At 65.8% G+C, this 16,134-nt stretch carries 14 protein-coding genes; 7 read left to right on the top strand and 7 right to left on the bottom strand.

Going from position 1 to position 16,134, the window contains the following annotated elements; genetic code table 11:
• Positions 1–30: 30 nt before the first annotated feature.
• Positions 31–630 (bottom strand): helix-turn-helix domain-containing protein, encoded by a 600-nt coding sequence (locus ELS24_RS20425; protein ID WP_050448701.1) that lies wholly within the window; start codon positions 628–630, stop codon positions 31–33.
• Between the two features lie 146 nt (positions 631–776).
• Positions 777–1,550, bottom strand: coding sequence for an SIR2 family NAD-dependent protein deacylase (locus ELS24_RS20420; protein WP_050448660.1), 774 nt, complete (start codon positions 1,548–1,550; stop codon positions 777–779).
• 177 nt (positions 1,551–1,727) lie between these two features.
• On the opposite strand from ELS24_RS20420, the gene ELS24_RS20415 reads away from it, so the two are divergent.
• Positions 1,728–2,354: a cysteine dioxygenase gene (locus ELS24_RS20415; RefSeq protein WP_050448661.1), complete on the top strand. Its 627-nt coding sequence runs from the start codon at positions 1,728–1,730 to the stop codon at positions 2,352–2,354.
• Positions 2,355–2,425: 71 nt separating this feature from the next.
• The gene (locus ELS24_RS20410) at positions 2,426–3,190 is read left to right on the top strand and encodes an IclR family transcriptional regulator (RefSeq protein WP_050448662.1); all 765 of its coding nucleotides are present in this window, start codon (positions 2,426–2,428) and stop codon (positions 3,188–3,190) included.
• Here the strand turns inward: ELS24_RS20410 and ELS24_RS20405 are convergent.
• Both ELS24_RS20405 and ELS24_RS20400 read right to left on the bottom strand, forming a co-directional pair.
• Complete coding sequence (locus tag ELS24_RS20405; protein ID WP_127185189.1) at positions 3,099–4,766, bottom strand: FAD/NAD(P)-binding protein; 1,668 nt, start codon at positions 4,764–4,766, stop codon at positions 3,099–3,101. The two genes, ELS24_RS20410 and ELS24_RS20405, sit on opposite strands and share 92 nt — an antisense overlap.
• Positions 4,763–5,728 carry a Bug family tripartite tricarboxylate transporter substrate binding protein gene (locus ELS24_RS20400; protein WP_050448664.1) on the bottom strand — a complete coding sequence of 322 codons (966 nt, stop codon included), beginning with the start codon at positions 5,726–5,728 and terminating at the stop codon, positions 4,763–4,765. The genes ELS24_RS20405 and ELS24_RS20400 overlap by 4 nt, the downstream gene beginning before the upstream one ends.
• 276 nt (positions 5,729–6,004) lie before the next feature.
• On the opposite strand from ELS24_RS20400, the gene ELS24_RS20395 reads away from it, so the two are divergent.
• From ELS24_RS20395 to ELS24_RS20375, 5 genes are read left to right on the top strand one after another with little or no spacing between them, the layout of a single operon-like run.
• Positions 6,005–7,174: a CaiB/BaiF CoA transferase family protein gene (locus ELS24_RS20395; RefSeq protein WP_127185188.1), complete on the top strand. Its 1,170-nt coding sequence runs from the start codon at positions 6,005–6,007 to the stop codon at positions 7,172–7,174.
• The gene (locus ELS24_RS20390) at positions 7,171–7,890 is read left to right on the top strand and encodes an enoyl-CoA hydratase/isomerase family protein (protein WP_127185187.1); all 720 of its coding nucleotides are present in this window, start codon (positions 7,171–7,173) and stop codon (positions 7,888–7,890) included. Before ELS24_RS20395 ends, ELS24_RS20390 begins: the two co-directional genes overlap by 4 nt.
• Positions 7,891–7,915: 25 nt before the next feature.
• Positions 7,916–8,749: a CoA transferase subunit A gene (locus ELS24_RS20385; protein ID WP_127185186.1), complete on the top strand. Its 834-nt coding sequence runs from the start codon at positions 7,916–7,918 to the stop codon at positions 8,747–8,749.
• Positions 8,742–9,476, top strand: coding sequence for a CoA-transferase subunit beta (locus ELS24_RS20380; protein WP_127185185.1), 735 nt, complete (start codon positions 8,742–8,744; stop codon positions 9,474–9,476). The genes ELS24_RS20385 and ELS24_RS20380 overlap by 8 nt, the downstream gene beginning before the upstream one ends.
• 10 nt (positions 9,477–9,486) lie before the next feature.
• Positions 9,487–11,034, top strand: a complete 1,548-nt coding sequence (locus ELS24_RS20375) for a class I adenylate-forming enzyme family protein (protein WP_127185184.1) — start codon at positions 9,487–9,489, stop codon at positions 11,032–11,034.
• Between the two features lie 77 nt (positions 11,035–11,111).
• Here ELS24_RS20375 and ELS24_RS20370 read toward each other — a convergent pair whose 3' ends face one another.
• The 3 genes from ELS24_RS20370 to ELS24_RS20360 are packed head-to-tail and all read right to left on the bottom strand — an operon-like array spanning position 11,112 to position 16,128.
• A complete protein-coding gene (locus tag ELS24_RS20370) occupies positions 11,112–12,239 on the bottom strand; it encodes an ABC transporter permease (protein WP_127186412.1) in 1,128 nt (375 codons plus the stop codon).
• Positions 12,240–12,244: 5 nt separating this feature from the next.
• The gene (rbbA, locus tag ELS24_RS20365; protein ID WP_127185183.1) at positions 12,245–15,061 is read right to left on the bottom strand and encodes a ribosome-associated ATPase/putative transporter RbbA; all 2,817 of its coding nucleotides are present in this window, start codon (positions 15,059–15,061) and stop codon (positions 12,245–12,247) included.
• Positions 15,061–16,128, bottom strand: coding sequence for an HlyD family secretion protein (locus tag ELS24_RS20360; RefSeq protein WP_050448670.1), 1,068 nt, complete (start codon positions 16,126–16,128; stop codon positions 15,061–15,063). The genes rbbA and ELS24_RS20360 overlap by 1 nt, the downstream gene beginning before the upstream one ends.
• Between the last annotated feature and the right edge of the window lie 6 nt (positions 16,129–16,134).

Genomic DNA, 16,134 nt, shown 5'->3' with positions numbered 1-16,134 from the left:
GGTGCTGCGCGTGCGCGATGCCGTGCGGCACTACAGAAAGCGGCCTCCAAACAATGAATCATCGAGTTGGTCGGGTGACACGCCCAAGGCCTCGGAGACTCGGTCCAGCACAATCTGTCGAGGGCGCGGGCGTGGCCGTTCCAATTCAATGTAAATGGAATGATCCACGCCAAGCCGGGCAGCCATATCAGCAGTAGTGATATTGAGGTGCTCGCGCCACGCGCGTATCAAACTCCAATCGTTGCCGGTTTTAAGATTGACGACAGCCAGTGGTAAGGGGTTATGCCCGTCGGCCCGTCTTGTTTGCGGGCCAGCCGAGGCGGGGCCGTGTTCGCTACGCTTGGCGGCGTCGCTGGCATGGCGTTCGCGGATGGGAGTGGAGACATCGGGTTCGGCGGTATAGATGGCGCCGCCGTTGATTTGTCGATATCGATTGCTTCCCGCCCACACGAGCGCCTCGCCGTTATCAAGCATGCATTCGCAATCCAAGTGGTAATTGCTGGGGATGCTCTCAAGTTTGGCGATAGCCTCCGTGGTCGTGGCGTGGCGCACAACACGGTGCAGCGTACCATCCGACGCACGTACGAATACGTCGGGAAGTCTCCAGGAAAAAGGGATGATGATCTCCACGGTCGAAGCCACGTTCGCCACTTTAGCCCGATGGCGACGCGGCGAGATTTGGGGTTTCCCCTCGACTGCTGCGCTAGCTCGTTTCTACTCGATGTGGGTCGTAAAGATCTTCACAAATGTTCACCCGATATTCCTGACGGCGCCGTCTATGCAAAGGCCGCCGCCAGCACGCGCGGCATCACGTCGGCGGCCGCGCCATGCAGATTGCAATGCGCCTGAGCATCCAGGGGCGTGAGGTTCGGGTTCACCTGAACCACCGTCGCGCCTGTGGCCAGCGCGCGCTGCGGTAGTTCCGCTGCGGGGTAGACCAGGGCCGACGTGCCAATGCTGAAGAGCAGGTCGCATTGTTCCGCCGCGCGCAGCGCGATGCTCCATGCTTCGCCCGGCAGGCTCTCGCCAAACCACACCACACCGGGCCGCACGGGTTGACCGCAGCGCGCGCAGGCGGGCGGAGGAATGCGGCGGCCACCGTCGGGTTCGTCGGGTACAGCGATCGGAAAGGCTTGCGGCGCGGCGCAAGCCGAACAGCGCGGCGCGTGCAGGCTGCCATGCAGGTGCACCACCTGCGCGCTGCCCGCGCGTTCGTGCAGGTCGTCCACGTTCTGCGTGATGACGGTTAATTCAGGCACGTGGCGCGCCAGTGCCGCGATGGCATGGTGCGCGGCGTTCGGCGCGGCGCGCAACACTTGCGCGCGCCGCCATTCATACCAGCCCCAGACGATGTCGGGATGCGCGCGAAAGGCTTCGGGGGTGGCCAGCGCTTGAGCATCGAAGCGCGACCACAGCCCCGTCAAGGCGTCGCGGAACGTCGCGATGCCGCTTTCCGCCGACACGCCGGCGCCGGTAAAAACCACGACACGCTGCGCGCCGCGCAACGCATCCAACAATGCATGAGGAATATCGTGCTGCGTATTTTCCATTTCAACCCTTGAAGACAACGCATACGCTGCGCGCCGTGGCCCGGGCCTGTCAAGAGGGGTTTTCGGGGCGGGGCGCCACGGCTCCGAAGTCAGTGTGCGCAAGCGTCCCGAATGGTGGATACTGCTTTTCTCATCTGGGATTGCCCCAACGATTGTCCCAACAACAGGAGACACGCGATGCCCGACTCTTTCGCCGGCCTGGACCGGCTTCGCCGCTTTATTGCCACCGCCACACGCCTGGCCACGCCCGACGCGCTGGCGCAAACGCCCGCCCTGCGCGATGCCTTCGCCGACCTGGTGCGCCACGACGACTGGCTGCCCGAAGACTGTACCGTGCCGCATCCGCAGTACTACCAGCAATATCTGTTGCACTGCGACCCCTTGGAGCGATTCTCCCTGGTCAGCTTTGTGTGGGGGCCGGGCCAGTTCACACCCGTGCATGACCACGAAGTCTGGGGCTACGTGGGCATGCTGCGCGGGGCCGAGATCAACCAGCGCTACGTGCGCCATGCCGATGGCCGCGTGCTGGCCGCGGGCGAACCCACCACCTTGCAAGCTGGCGATGTGGAACGCCTGTCGCCTGTCGAGGGCGACATCCATCGCGTGTCCAATGCCTACGTAGACCGCGTGTCGATCAGCGTGCATCTGTACGGCGGCAATATCGGCGCGGTGTCGCGCCATGTCTACGACCCGGATACGGGGCAGCCCAAACCCTTTGTGTCCGGCTATTCGTCACCCCGCCTGCCCAATCTGTGGGACCGGTCGGCGGCGGTACGCGCCACGATCGCGGCCAGCGGCCCTTAAGTGCGCCGCGCGTTGTTCGGCGGCGCGGTCCCGTGCTATGTTCACGTCCTAAATATTAGGAAATAAGCAAGATGGACAAGACGCTGCTCAAGGGGCTGATGGTGTTGGAGGCGGTGACCGATGTGGACAATCCGCCGCGCACCATCGACGCCCTGGCCGCCCGGGTCGGCCTGACCCGAAGTAATACGCATCGCACGCTGCAAACCTTGATCCACGCGGGCTATGTGATCAAGGACGATGACGGCGGTGGTTACCGGGGCGCGGTGCGTCTGTTCGAATTGGCCGCGCGCCAGTTGGCGCAATTGGACGTGCGCAAGCTGGCCGCGCCGTTCATGCGCACGCTGGCGGACCAGACCGGCGAAACCGTGCACCTGTCGGTGCTGGACGGCTTTGACGTCGTGTATGTGGACAAGATCGACAGCCCGCAACCCATTCGTGCGTATTCGATGGTGGGCGGCCGCGCACCCGCGTATGCCGTGGCCACCGGCAAGGCGTTGCTGGCCTATCAACCCGAAGGCTATGTCGAGCGCTATGCCGATCAGCTTGTGCGCCACACGCCGTCCACCATCGTGTCCTTGCCCTTGCTGAAAGATGAACTGCGCAAGATCGCGCGCGCGGGCTATGCCGTGAACCGCGGCGAATGGCGCGAAGGCGTGGGCGGCCTGGCCGTGACCTTGTTCAACAGCCTGGACCAAGCCGTGGCGGCGGTGGGCATCTCCGGCCCGCTGGACCGCCTGAGCGCCGCTAGGATGAAGCAGTTGGCGCCGGATGTGTCGGCCTGTGCGCAGTCCATTTCGCAAGGGATGGGGTATCGGCGCGGCTATCTGGATCAGTGATACCGGTGGGCCGCGCAAGCGCCGTTGCTATACGCACCGCCTGGTCGCGCGCCAAGCGGGCGTTGACGTCCATGGACGTGGTCCAGAAGTACGTGCCGCCCGCCAGGCTGCCCAGCACCGACACCTGGCCCAGCACGGCGTCCTGCGCGGTCTTCAGGCAGCCCGTATCGAAGTCCAGCGCCACGCCGCCGAAGGGGTCGGCGCGCGCATGGCCGTCGCGCAGCAGGGTTGAGATCAGCGGGTCGTCGGTGTGTGCGACGTCGACTGAAAAGCTGGTGGCGTTGATGAGGTAGTGGCTGCGATGCGTGACTTCGCCATCGGCGTCGCGCAGGCGAGTATGGAACGCGCCTGCGGCCAGGTCATGGCGGCCTTCGACATGGCGTGTATCCACATACCCCGCGCGCACTTGCAATTGGCCCGTCTTGAACAGCGCTTGCAGCTTCAGCGCATTGCGCATCGGGAAGGTGGCGCGCCGCGCCATCCACAGCGCACGCCAACGCGATTGAAATCGCTGGCGTTCGGCAGGCGGCATCAGATGCCACACCTGCTCGACCACCGCATTGGTCGCGGCCGCCACCGCCTGCCAGGGCCGGGCCGCGAGCGCTGAGCGGCGTATCTCTTCATCCAGCGCCTGTTGTGCATCAACAGCCAGGCCAAAGACCTCGTCCGCGTCCACCGCGCCATGCATCGCCAGCACCTCGTCTTGCAAGGCGCCGGCAATCGCTTCCAGCGTCAACATACCGCCTTGGCGTGCCGCCAGGCGCATGAGCCCTTCGTGATTGAAATGGCGCAGCGCGGCCGGCGCCTGGTTGTGCGGGCTGCGCACCGAGGGCAGGCGCCCGTTGCGCGACACGCAAAGAATCGGGCCGCGGTGGCCCGATTGCTGCAAGGCCGCCACCGCGTCCACGGCGCTTAGGCTGGTGCCGATGATGCAGACGGAGGCGTCCGACGATATGCCTCGCGCCAGGTCGGCAACGGGATAGGGGCTGTTGAAGTAGCCCGGTGCACCTTGCAAGGCAGGGAAGGCCTGTGAGGGCAGATTGCCGTTGCACAGCACGGCGTAGCGGGCCAGGCAGGGCGCATTGCCCTCGGACTCGATTCGCACATTGCCGTCCTGCAAGGGCGAAACGCGGTGCACGGGGCTTTGCACATGGGCAAGCGCAACGCCTTGCGCCAGCGCCAGTTCGCGGCAGCGCGCATACACGGCCCGCATATAGGCGCCGAACAAGGGGCGTGGAAGAAAGTCCGACGGCTCAATCGTGTCCACGCCATAACCGCGCAACCAGCCCGGGTCCTGCGTGCGCAGCCAGTCGACAAAGTCCATGCGCTGGTCCGCGCGTGCCGACATATTGCCGGCGGGAATGTTGAGCAGGTTGCTGGGCAGGTCTTCCTGATACGCGCCGCCCGGGCCGGGCGCGGCTTGCGGTTCGAACACGGTGATGGTCAGCGGGCGCGCCGCGCTGCCCGCCTGCCAAGACAGCAGCAGTTGGTACAGGAAGCTGATGGCGACCGAGCCGCCGCCCACAATCGCCACGTCGGTGGCGATGGGGCCAGGGCAAGCATCAAGAGGCTTCATTTTGCGGACGACATGCGCACGACATCGGCCCAGCGCGCCACTTCCCGCTTCAGCACACGGCTGGTGTCAGCCGGGGAGGTCGCCACCGCATCGGCGCCCAGCTTCAATGCCGCTTGCTGCACCGATTCCATGGCCGCGGCCTTCTGCATGCCGGCCGACAGCTTGTCCACCACGGCGGGCGGTGTGCCGGCGGGGGCCAGCAGCGCGTAGGCGGTCGCGACGGAATAGTCCTTCACGCCTTGTTCCATCAAGGTGGGCAGGTCGGGCAAGGCCGTGGCGCGCTTGGCGGTGGTCACGCCCAGCAAGCGGATTTTGCCGCTGGCCACTTGCGGCAGCAGCGCCGGCAGGGTTTCGATGACCATGTCGATCTGGCCGCCCAGCAAATCGGTGATGGCCGGACCGCTGCCGCGATACGGCACATGCATGAGCCGGGTACCGGTCACCACCTGGAACAGTTCGCCTGCCATGTGCTGTGAGGTGCCCGGCCCGGCCGAACCGAAGGTGATGGTGCCGGGCTTGCTCTTGGCCAGCGCAATCAATTCCTGCACGTTTTTGGCCGGCACCTTGCTGTTGACGGCCACCGCCATGGGCATGCTGGTGGCCATCGACACGCCGACGAAGGCGGTGGCGAAATCGTAGCCGGGCTTGTCGGGCATGGCCGCATGGATGGCATGGCTGCCCACGGCACCCATCAGCAGGGTGTAGCCATCGGGGGCGGACTTGGCCACGTATTCCGCGCCGATCTCGCCGCCCGCGCCCGCCTTGTTTTCAACCACAACCCCTTGCCCCAGGAAGTCGCCCAGGTGCTGCGCATAGATGCGGGCCGCGGCATCGGTGGCGCCGCCGGGCGGGAAGGGCACGACCATGCGGATGGGCTTGGTCGGCCAGGTCTGGGCCAGGGCGGGGCCGGTGGCAAGCGCCAGGACCGCGCCCGCCAGGGCAATGCGCCATGTTTGCTTCATGTCTGTCTCCTTGGTGTACAGGGCCGTCTTGCGCAGGGTGCGCCGCAGCCCGTTTTTATAAATCCTAAAATATAGGATTCGTATTTCAATAAATGGTTTACGTAGAATTCCACAGGGTGATATGCTGGTCAACAATTAAGCGCAAGACCTAGGGATTGCACTAGGAGCCACACGGAAGGCGGCGCGGATTGCCTGGCATGATGCCATCCTGAAAGCGGCGCACTTATACTGATTTGCTTATCCCAAATATTGAATTTTCATAATGAGAGGTCAGACATGACACCCAGTTCGGCACTGGCCGGCATCACCGTGCTGGAAATTTGCAACGTCGCGGCGGGACCGTTTTGCGGCATGTTGTTGGCGGATATGGGCGCCGACGTCATCAAGGTCGAAAACCCCGAGGGCGGCGATACGCTGCGTAGCTGGCCGCCCATCACCGATGGCTACAGCGAGAATTTCGCGTCCTTGAACCGCAACAAGAAGTCGGTGACGCTGAACCTGAAAAACCCCGAAGACCTGGCCCTGGCGCGCGAACTGGCGCAGACCGTCGACGTGTTGATTGAAAACAACCGGCCGGGCGTGATGGACCGGCTGGGGCTGGGTTATGCGCAACTGCGCGAAGCCAATCCCAAGCTTGTCTATTGTTCGATCTCGGCCTACGGGCAGTCGGGTCCGCGTTCGCAGGAAGGTGGTTTCGACCTGACCATCCAGGCCATGAGCGGCATCATGAGCGTCACCGGCGAGGCCGGCGGCGAACCCGTGAAATGCGGCGTGCCCGTGGCGGACTTTTCGGCCGGCCTGTATGGCGCTTTCGCCATCGCATCGGCCTTGCGCGCGGCGCAGGCCAGCGGGCAGGGCACGCACATTGACGTGCCGATGCTGGGCGCCACGTTGGGCATTGCCGCCTTGCAGACGTCAGAATTCTTCGGCAGCGGCAAAGACCCCGTGAAGCTGGGCTCGGCCCATCCGCGCAACGCGCCGTATCAGGCGTTCCGTTGCCAGGGCGGCTACTTCGGCATGGCCGCCGGCAACCAGGCCCTGTGGAAGAGCGTGTGCGCCACGGTCGGGCGCGACGACCTGCTGGCCGACCCGCGCTTTACCGACACCAGCGCCCGCGCGCGCAACCAGACGGCATTGCGCGAGATCCTGGAAGCCATTTTCGCCGAGGGCGATGCGCAGACCTGGCTGTCGCGCTTCCGTGCCGCGGGCGTGCCCTGCGCGCCGATCAACACCTATTCCGAAGTGCTGGCCGACCCGCAGGTGGAACACATGGGCTGGGTGCAGCCGGTTGAACTGCCCAACGGCGTGCAAACGCGCACCTTCGGCCTGCCCGTGCGCTTTGACGGCCAGACCACCGCGTTGCGCTTGCGTCCGCCCGCGCTGGGCGAGCACAACGACGAAGTGCTGGGCGCCTTGCGCGCCGCAAAGAAGGGAGTGGTGGCATGAGCGTGCTGCGGATCGACAAACAGGGCGCGCGACACGTGCTGACGCTGACGCGCCCCGACAAGATGAACGCGCTGTCCGCCGAATTGGTGGACGCGCTGATCGCCGCCCTGGACGAAGCCGAGGCGCAAGGCGCCAAGCTGATCGTGCTGAAGGGCGAAGGCAAGAACTTCAGCGCGGGCTTTGACTTCGGCGATTGGCAGTCGCAAAGCGAGGGCGACCTGTTGCTGCGCTTTGTGCGTATCGAAACCCTGCTGCAACGCCTGGCCGCGTCGCCGTGCCTGACCGTGGCGCTGGCGCATGGCCGCAACTTCGGCGCGGGTGTCGATGTATTCGGTGCCTGCAAATGGCGCATCAGTGCGCCGGACGCCACGTTCCGCATGCCGGGCCTGAAGTTCGGTCTGGTGTTGGGCACGCGCCGCTTTGCCGCGCTGGTGGGCGCCGAGCGTGCCCGCGTGGTGCTGGAGCAGGCCGCCACGTTCAGCGCGGAAGAAGCGCTGCGCGACGGCTTTGCGACCCGGCTTGCCGTGGCGCAGGAATGGCCCGACATCGAACAGCAGGCGTGGGACACGGCGCTGGCATTGACGGACGCCAGCCGCATTCAGCTCTACGCCGCGCTGTCGCAGGAAACGCCCGACGCCGATCTGGCGCGCCTGGTGCGTTCGGCCGCGGCGCCCGGCTTGAAGGACCGCATAGCCGCCTATCTGCAAGCGCGCTAACGGCACAAGAATCAGGAGGAAGACTATGGCTTCGGGCTTCAATCAACCCAACAAGCAATGCACGGTGGCCGAACTGGCCGCGCTGGTGTCCAATGGCGCGTCCATCGCGCTGGGTGGCAGCTTTTTGCACCGTGGGCCGTTCGCGTTCGTGCGCGAACTGATCCGGCAAGGCAAGCGCGACCTGGAACTGGTCAAGCAGTCGCCGGGATACGACGTCGACATACTTTGCCGCGCCGGCGTGCTGCGCCGCGTGCGCGCGGGCATCGTCGCCATGGAAGGCAACTTCGGCCTGGCGCCGTGGTATCGCCGTGCGGTGGAACGCCGCGAGATCGAACTGGAAGAACACGCCTGCGCCAGCCTTACCGCTGGCTTGCGGGCGGCGGCGTTCGGCGTGCCGTTTCAGCCTTGCGGCGGACTGCATGGCAGCGGCCTGCCGGAACTGAACGGCTGGACCTGCCTGGACGACCCTTACGGCAGCGGCCAGAAAACCTATGTGGTGCCCGCCATTCGTCCGGACTTCGCGGTGATTCAGGCGTCGGAAGTGGATGCGTTGGGCAATGTGCGCGTGCATGGCACGGCGCATTGGGACCGCATCATGTCGCGCGCCGCCGGCAGCGTGCTGGTGGTGGCCGAGAAGGTCGTCGACAGCGCGGTGTTCGAAGCGCAGCCGGAATCCACGCTGGTGCCGTACTTCATGGTGCAGGCCTATGCGGTGGCGCCAGGCAGCGCCTGGCCCGGTTCATGCTGGCCCGACTACGCCATCGACTACCCGGCCGTTGAGGCCTATATGGACAAGAACAGCGATCTACAAGCGCACCTGGCCGCCGCGCCCGAAGTGCAAGGGGGCAATCATGGCTGAACAATGGTCGGGCTTTTCCTACATCGTGACGAACCTGGCGCGCTTCATCCGCCCCGATGAAATCACCTTCAGCGGCGTCAATTCCACCATGCCGATGCTGGCCTGCCTGTTGGCCAAGCGCGCCTACGACTGGGACTTCGTCTACATCAACGTGGCGGGCGGCGTGAACCCACGCCCTTCGCAAATTCCCATTTCCAGTTCCGATCCGGTGCTGGCCGAACACACCGCGTCGATCTTCTCGAACGAAGATTTCTACGACCTGTGCACGCGCGGCCGCATGGACCTGACCTTCCTGGGCGCGGCGCAGATCGATGGCGCGGGCTGCGCCAACAACTCCTGCATTGGCGACTGGCACGAGCCCAAGGTGCGCTTGCCGGGCGGGGGCGGCGGCGCGGTAATGCTGCCCACGGCCAAGCGCGCCTGCACCTGGCGCACCGAGCATTCACGCCGCACCTTCGTGCCCAAGCTGGACTTCATGACGTCGTGGGGCGGTTTTCACGGGGTGGTGACGCCCATTGCCGTATTCATCAAGCGCGACGGGCGGCTGGCGCTGCAATCGTGGCATCCGGAATCCAGCTTGTCGGAAGTGCGCGAGCGCACCGGCTTTGAGTTCGATGCGACCGGTGCGGAACCCACCGCGCCGCCGACCGAGCGCGAAGTACGCGCCTTGCAAGAACTTGATGCAGACGGGCAGTTTGAACGCGACGCCGCCGTCGCGCTGCGCTAGGGAGGCCGCCATGATGCTTTCCGAACCCACGTTGGTAGCGGCGTTTGCGCGCGCCTGGAGCCAGCCCGACTGGGCCGCGCGCCCCGCCTTCGTCACCGCCGACACCACGTTGACGTATGCCGACCTGCATCGCCGGGTTGGGCGCATTGCGGACGGCGTGCGCGCGGCGGGGGTTGCGCCGGGCAGCTATGTGGCGGTTGCCATGGAGCGGTCGCTGGATCAGGTGTTGACGATACTGGGCGTGATGGCGGCGGGGGCGTGCCCCTGCCCGTTGGAACCCCGGTTGTCGGCCGAGGAAACGGCACGGCGCGTGGCGGCGGTGGGCCTGACGTGGCTGCTGCATGACGAGCCGAATATCGCCACAGCGGCGGCCAGTGGTTTGGCGTCGTCGCGGGTGCTGGAGGCGGCAAGCGTGGCAAGCGCGGCGGACGTGGCTCGTCCGGCACATTCCGCGCGTCCGGACAACGCGTCGGCGCTCGGTTGCGCCGACGAGATCTCGCCGGATGCGCCCGGCTTGCTGCTGTTCACTTCCGGCAGCACCGGTAACCCCAAGGGCGTGTTGCTCAGTCACCGGGGCTTGATCAACAACGCGCGCGGCGTGTTGGCGCACACGGGTCTGACGCCCGACGACCGGCTGCTGCACGTGATGCCGCTGCATCACACCAACGCGCTGAACAACCAGATCTTCGCGCCGCTGCTGGCCGGCGCCAGCGTGGCGCTGGCGGGCCGTTTCCGCGCGGATGACATGCCGGGGCTGTTGCGCACCTTCCGTCCCACCATCATTACCGGCGTGCCCACCATGTATGCCCGCATGCTGGAACTGGAATTCGACCCGGCCAGCCTGGCGGGCCTGCGCTTTGCGCGCTGCGGATCGGCGCCCATCACCGAAGCGCTGCATCGGCGCATCGAAGCGTTTCTGGGTTGCCCGCTGGTGGTGTCCTACGGTCTGTCCGAAGCCACCTGCACGTCCACAATGAACCCGCCCAATGCGCGGCGCGTCGGCTCGGCCGGCACGGTGCTGGCCGGGCAACGCGTTACGCTGCGACTGCCGGATGGGTCCGAGGCCGCGCCTGGTGGCGAAGGTGAAATCTGCATCGCGGGCGACAGCCTGATGCTGGGCTACCTGGGCGTGGACAATGGCGACGATGGCGCGCCAACCTTGCTGCGCACCGGAGACCTGGGGCGCTTTGACGAAGCGGGCTACCTCAGCATCACGGGCCGCATCAAGGACGTGATCATCCGCGGCGGCGAGAACATTTCGCCCGCCCTGATCGAAGGCGTGGTGACGGGGCTGCCTTTCGTGGCCGCGTGCTGCGTGGTGGGCGCGCCGGATGACGACCTGGGCGAAGTGCCGGTGATCTTCGTGCAGCCCAAGGCCGATGCGACAACCGGCGCGGAAGAAGCTGCAGCCCTGCAAGCGGACGTGCTGTCCCGGCTAGGTCGGATCTACGTGCCGCGCGACGTGTTCTGGGTCGAGCGGCTGCCGGAAAACGCGGTGGGCAAAGTGGACCGCAAGGCGCTGGCCGGCATGGCTGCACGCAAGGCCGAGCACGCATGATCCCTCTGTTGACAGCACGTTGACATGGAAAATGGCTTGCGTGGCCTCCCGCTAACCTTGCAGCGGAAGCAGGGGCCTCACGCCATCTGGCTCAGGGTCTTGCGAAAGCGCTTCAACGAGAAGGCGAACAACACGCTGCCGATCAGCGCTAGCGCCAGGAAAGGCTGCCAGACGACGCTGAGCCCCGCGCCGCGATATAGGATCGCCTGGCCCAGCTCCACGAAGTGCGTGGTGGGCGCGGCCAGCATGATGTCCTGAACGAACTGCGGCATGCTTTCGCGCGGCGTCGTGCCGCCCGACAGCATCTGCAACGGCAATAGCACCAGCACCAGCAGCATCCCGAACTGCGGCATGCTGCGTGCCAGCGTCGCCATGAAGATTCCCATGGATGTGGTGGCAAACAGGTGCAGGGCCACGCCCGCCAGGAACAGCGCCACGGACCCTTCGATGGGCACGTGCAGCAGCCCCCGCACCACGAACGTCAGCGACAGGCCGGCGGCCACCAGCACCACCATCCCCATGGACCAGACCTTGGCCAGCATGATTTCCGTGGGCGTCACCGGCATGACCAGCAGGTGTTCGATGGTGCCGTGTTCGCGCTCGCGGATCAGGGCCGCGCCGGTCAGGATGATGGACAGCATTGTGACGTTATTGATGATCTCCATCAGGCTGCCGAACCACGCCTGCGTCAGGTTGGGGTTGAAGCGCATGCGCACGGCCAGCTCTACCGGCAGTTCGGTGGGCTTGCGGTAGCGCCTGACAAATTCGTTGATCTCGTCGCCGACGATCTGCTGGATGTAGTTGCTGCCCGTGAACGCCTGGCTCATCCGCGTGGCATCCACGTTCAGCTGAATCTGCGCGGGCTTGCCGGCCAGTACGTCGCGCTGAAAATTTGGCGGGATGTTCACCGAAAACGTGTAGCGCCCGGCGTCCATGCCGGCGTCGGCTTCGGCCGCCGTGGCCATCTGGGGCGGCGTGAAATGCGGGGGATAGAACGCCGACGTGATGCGCGACGACAGCGGCGAGACGTCTTCGTCCACCACGGCGATGGCCGCGTTGTGCAGCGATTCGGGCACCGCGGTGGCCGCCGTGTAGATCATCAGGGTGAACGAGATGACGATCAGCACCAGCATCATGGGATCGCGCGCCAGGCTCCAAAGCTCTTTCACGCCCAGCCGGTAGATATTGGCGACATGTCGCGGCATGGTCATCAGGCCTCCTGCTTTTTCAGTAGCAGCACCGACGCGCCCAGGATCACGGGTATCGCCACCAGCAGGGGCCAGAACGAGCCTTGCAGGCTGGCAAAGTCCAGCCCCTTGCTGAACACGCCCCGGCTGATGGTCAGCATGTGCGTGGCCGGATAGACCTGTCCGATCAGACGGCCCATGCCTTCCAGCGAGGACACCGGATTGAGCAGCCCGGCAAACTGCACCGCCGGCACCAGCGTGCCGATCATGGTGAAGAACAGCGCCGCGATCTGGCTGCGCGTGAAGGTCGACGCCAGCAAGCCGATGGCGGTCGCCACCACGTTGTAGATCAGCGCGGCGGCCAGCAGGGTAGCGAAGCTGCCGGTGATGGGCACGCCGAACACGGTCACCGCCAGCAGCGTCATCAACAGAAAGTTAAGCATCGCCAGCGCCACGTAAGGCAACTGCTTGCCCAACAGGAATTCCAAGCGCGTGACCGGCGTGACGTACAGGTTGATGATCGAGCCCAGTTCTTTTTCGCGCACGACCGCAAGCGCTGTCAGCATGGCCGGCATCATCAGCAGCAAAAGCGGGATCACGGCCGGCACCATGGCCGGAAGGCTGCGCACGTCGGGGTTGTAGCGAAAGCGCGTTTCGATGCTGATCTGCTGCGTGGCGGCGTTGCCCAGCCGTTCGCGCGCCTGCTGTTGCAGCCAGCCCTGGTGCATGCCCTGCACGTATCCCCGGATGGTCTCGGCGCGTTGCGGCATGGCGCCATCGATCCAGACGCCGATCTGCGCGTTGCGCCCGCGTTCGACATCGCGGGCGAATCCCTGCGGGATCTCGATGGCCAGGGAGAGTTCACCGCTGCGCATGCGGGCATCCATGTCCTGGTAGCCGGAAATGGGCGGCTGCTCGATGAAATAGCGCGAGCCCGACAGGTTCAAGGTGTAGTTCTGGCTCAAGCTGGTCTGGTCGCGGTCCATGACGGCGTAGCGCAGGTCTTCCACGTCCAGGCTGATGCCAAAGCCGATGACGAACATCAGCAGCAGCGAGCCGGCCAGCGCTAGCGTGGCGCGCACCGGGTCACGGCGCAGTTCCAGCGTCTCGCGCCACAGGTAGCTGATCATCCGTTGCAGGTTGAAGCCGCGATGCCTGGCGGTGCTCGCTTGTGCTTGCGTGGTGATGTTTTCTTGCGATGCAGTCGTGTCTTGCGCCTGACGGGCGGGCGCGGGTGTGTCGGCAGATGGCGTGGCAGATGGCGCGCCGGACGGTGTGCCAGCACCGGCGTCGATCAGGTAGGCGATGAAGGCCTCTTCCAGCGACTGGGCGCCGCGCATCCGGATGATTTCGGCGGGTGACGCACTGACCAGCACCTTGCCCGCATGCATCAACGACATCCGGTCGCAACGCTGCGCCTCGTTCATGAAGTGGGTGGAAATGAAGATCGTTACCTGGTCCTCGCGCGCCAGCGAAATCAGCAGGCGCCAGAAATTGTCGCGGGCCACGGGGTCCACGCCCGAGGTCGGTTCGTCCAGAATCAGCAGCTCGGGTTGATGCACCATGGCCACCGCCAGCGACAGGCGCTGGCGCACACCCATCGGCAGCTTCTCGGGCAGTTCATCCAGCGCGTCGGCCAGGTCAAAGCGCGCCACCATTTTGTCCACGCGGGCGGGAATATCGGCCTCGGGCACATGGAACAGGCGGGCGTGCAGCACCAGGTTCTGGCGCACGGTCAGTTCCCCGTATAGCGAGAACGCTTGCGACATGTAGCCCACCCGACGCCGCGTATCGATGTTGCGAGGGTCGACCTCGGCGCCGAACAGCCAGGCCTGGCCTTCGCTGGCCGGCAACAGGCCGGTCAGCATCTTCATGGTGGTGGATTTGCCGCAGCCGTTCGATCCCAAAAACCCGAATATCTCGCCTTGGCGGATGCGAAAGTTCACGTGGTCCACGGCCACGAAGTCGCCGAACCGCATGGTCAGGTCGCGCGCTTCGATGGCGATGGGGGCGTTGTCGTCCAGCGCCAATGGCGTGATATGCACAGGCTGGTGGCCGCGCCGCTTGGCCTCCGGCAACAGGGCGATGAAGGCGGCCTCAAGCGTGTCGGCGGCGGTGCGCTGTTGCAGCTCGGCGGGTGTGCCCGTTGCCAGCACGCGGCCCTCGTCCATGGCGATAAGCCAGTCAAAGCGCTGCGCCTCGTCCATGTAGGCGGTAGCCACGATGACGCTCATGCCGGGGCGTTCGCGCCGGATGTCGTTGATCAGATCCCAGAACTGCGCGCGCGCCAGCGGATCGACGCCGGTGGTCGGCTCGTCCAGGATCAGCAGGTCGGGGTCGTGGATCAGCGCGCAGCACAGGCCCAGCTTTTGCTTCATGCCGCCAGACAGCTTGCCGGCCGGCCGCGACAGAAACGGAGCCAGGCCGGTGCGGCGCGTCAGGCTGTCGATACGGCGACGGCGCTCGGCCTCGCCATGGCCGAACAAGCGTGCGAAAAATTGCAGGTTCTCTTCTACCGACAGGGTCGGGTAGAGGTTCTTGCCCAGGCCCTGCGGCATGTAGGCGATGCGGGGGCAGACGGCGTCGCGATGACGCTTGGAGGCCATGTCGCCACCCAACACATCCACCGTGCCGGTCTGGACGGCGCGCGAGCCGGCGATCAACGCCAGCAGGCTGGACTTGCCCACGCCGTCCGGGCCGATGATGCCCACCATGCGGCCGGCGGGAATGTCCAGCGTGATGGCGTCCAGCGCCCGGGTCTTGCCGTAGCGCAGTGTCACGTCCGACAGCTTGACCGCCGCGGGCGCGGGCGCTGACCAGGCCGTCGCGGTTGTGTCCATCAGGGCACCCTGACTTCCAGGTCGACGGGCCAGGCGGCAGCAGCGTCCAGCTTTAGCCAGGCCACGCCGGGCACGCCGGTCTTGACCTGCCGCAGATGCTGTTGCAGCAGCTTGCGATCGATCTGCGCCTTGACGCGGAACATCAGTTTTTGCCGCTCGGAGGCCGTCTCGACCGTTTTCGGCGTGAACTGCGCGGTGCTGGCCACGAACGACACCTTGGCCGGTATGACGTATTGCGGCGCGGCATCCAGAATGATGCGCACGTCCTGGCCCAAGGCCACGCGGCCGGCCGCCTGCTCGGGTAGGAAGAACGTCATGTAGACGTCGGCCAGATCGACCATGTTCAGCACCTTGCCGCCCGCGCCAAGCACTTCGCCCGGCTGGGCGACCAGGTACTGTACGCGGCCGGCGCGTGGCGCGCGCAGTTCGCTGTCGGTGATGTCGGCGTCGATACGCGCGATGGTGGCCAGCGCCGCATTCACCGCTGATTGCGCGCCCACCTGCGCGGCGCGCGCCGCCTGGATGGCGGCTTGCGCGGCATTCACTTGCGCGCGCGCGGCATTCACCGCCGCCTGGGCGCTGCGGACGCGGGCCCGGTCGTCGTCCAGTTCCTGGATGGACGAGGCGCCTTCCTTGGACAAGGTCTCGGATCGGGCCAAGCGCCTGCGGGCCGCGTCCAGTTCGCTCTCGCGCTGCACCACCACGGCATCGGCGGCCAGCTTGTCGCTTTCGCGCTGGGCAATCTGGGCGCTGGCGCTGGCGGCGTTGTTGATGGCTTGCTGATGCTGGGCACGCGCTTCTTCGCGTTGGGCGTTCAGCGTATCGATCTGCATGCGCGCCAGCGCCTGGCCGGCGGTGACGAAGTCTCCTTCGGCCACCAGCACCTCCTGGACGCGGCCGGCCAGCTTGGTGGCGACATCGATCTCCGTGGCTTCGATGCGCCCGTTGCCGCTGATGAAGCCAGCTCCCGGGCCGTTGTCGGCCAGCATGCGCCAGCCGGCGTAAGCGGCAGCGGCCACGGCCAGTACGAGCAGCACGGGTATCAGTTTTCGGGTGGGCAGCTTCATGGGTCT

Origin of the sequence: Achromobacter spanius, from assembly GCF_003994415.1 — a bacterium.
Lineage (GTDB): Bacteria > Pseudomonadota > Gammaproteobacteria > Burkholderiales > Burkholderiaceae_B > Achromobacter > Achromobacter spanius_C.
This window is presented reverse-complemented; position numbering and strand designations above follow the sequence as displayed.

Excerpts from the sequence above, each read along its gene's own strand:
- ELS24_RS20370 (WP_127186412.1), bottom strand. The coding sequence starts at position 12,239 with ATGCCGCGACATGTCGCCAATATCTACCGGCTGGGCGTGAAAGAGCTT.
- ELS24_RS20420 (WP_050448660.1), bottom strand. The coding sequence starts at position 1,550 with ATGGAAAATACGCAGCACGATATTCCTCATGCATTGTTGGATGCGTTG.
- ELS24_RS20405 (WP_127185189.1), bottom strand. The coding sequence starts at position 4,766 with ATGAAGCCTCTTGATGCTTGCCCTGGCCCCATCGCCACCGACGTGGCG.
- ELS24_RS20360 (WP_050448670.1), bottom strand. The coding sequence starts at position 16,128 with ATGAAGCTGCCCACCCGAAAACTGATACCCGTGCTGCTCGTACTGGCC.
- ELS24_RS20385 (WP_127185186.1), top strand. The coding sequence starts at position 7,916 with ATGGCTTCGGGCTTCAATCAACCCAACAAGCAATGCACGGTGGCCGAA.
- ELS24_RS20390 (WP_127185187.1), top strand. The coding sequence starts at position 7,171 with ATGAGCGTGCTGCGGATCGACAAACAGGGCGCGCGACACGTGCTGACG.
- ELS24_RS20375 (WP_127185184.1), top strand. The coding sequence starts at position 9,487 with ATGATGCTTTCCGAACCCACGTTGGTAGCGGCGTTTGCGCGCGCCTGG.
- ELS24_RS20395 (WP_127185188.1), top strand. The coding sequence starts at position 6,005 with ATGACACCCAGTTCGGCACTGGCCGGCATCACCGTGCTGGAAATTTGC.
- ELS24_RS20400 (WP_050448664.1), bottom strand. The coding sequence starts at position 5,728 with ATGAAGCAAACATGGCGCATTGCCCTGGCGGGCGCGGTCCTGGCGCTT.
- ELS24_RS20380 (WP_127185185.1), top strand. The coding sequence starts at position 8,742 with ATGGCTGAACAATGGTCGGGCTTTTCCTACATCGTGACGAACCTGGCG.
- ELS24_RS20410 (WP_050448662.1), top strand. The coding sequence starts at position 2,426 with ATGGACAAGACGCTGCTCAAGGGGCTGATGGTGTTGGAGGCGGTGACC.
- ELS24_RS20415 (WP_050448661.1), top strand. The coding sequence starts at position 1,728 with ATGCCCGACTCTTTCGCCGGCCTGGACCGGCTTCGCCGCTTTATTGCC.
- rbbA (WP_127185183.1), bottom strand. The coding sequence starts at position 15,061 with ATGGACACAACCGCGACGGCCTGGTCAGCGCCCGCGCCCGCGGCGGTC.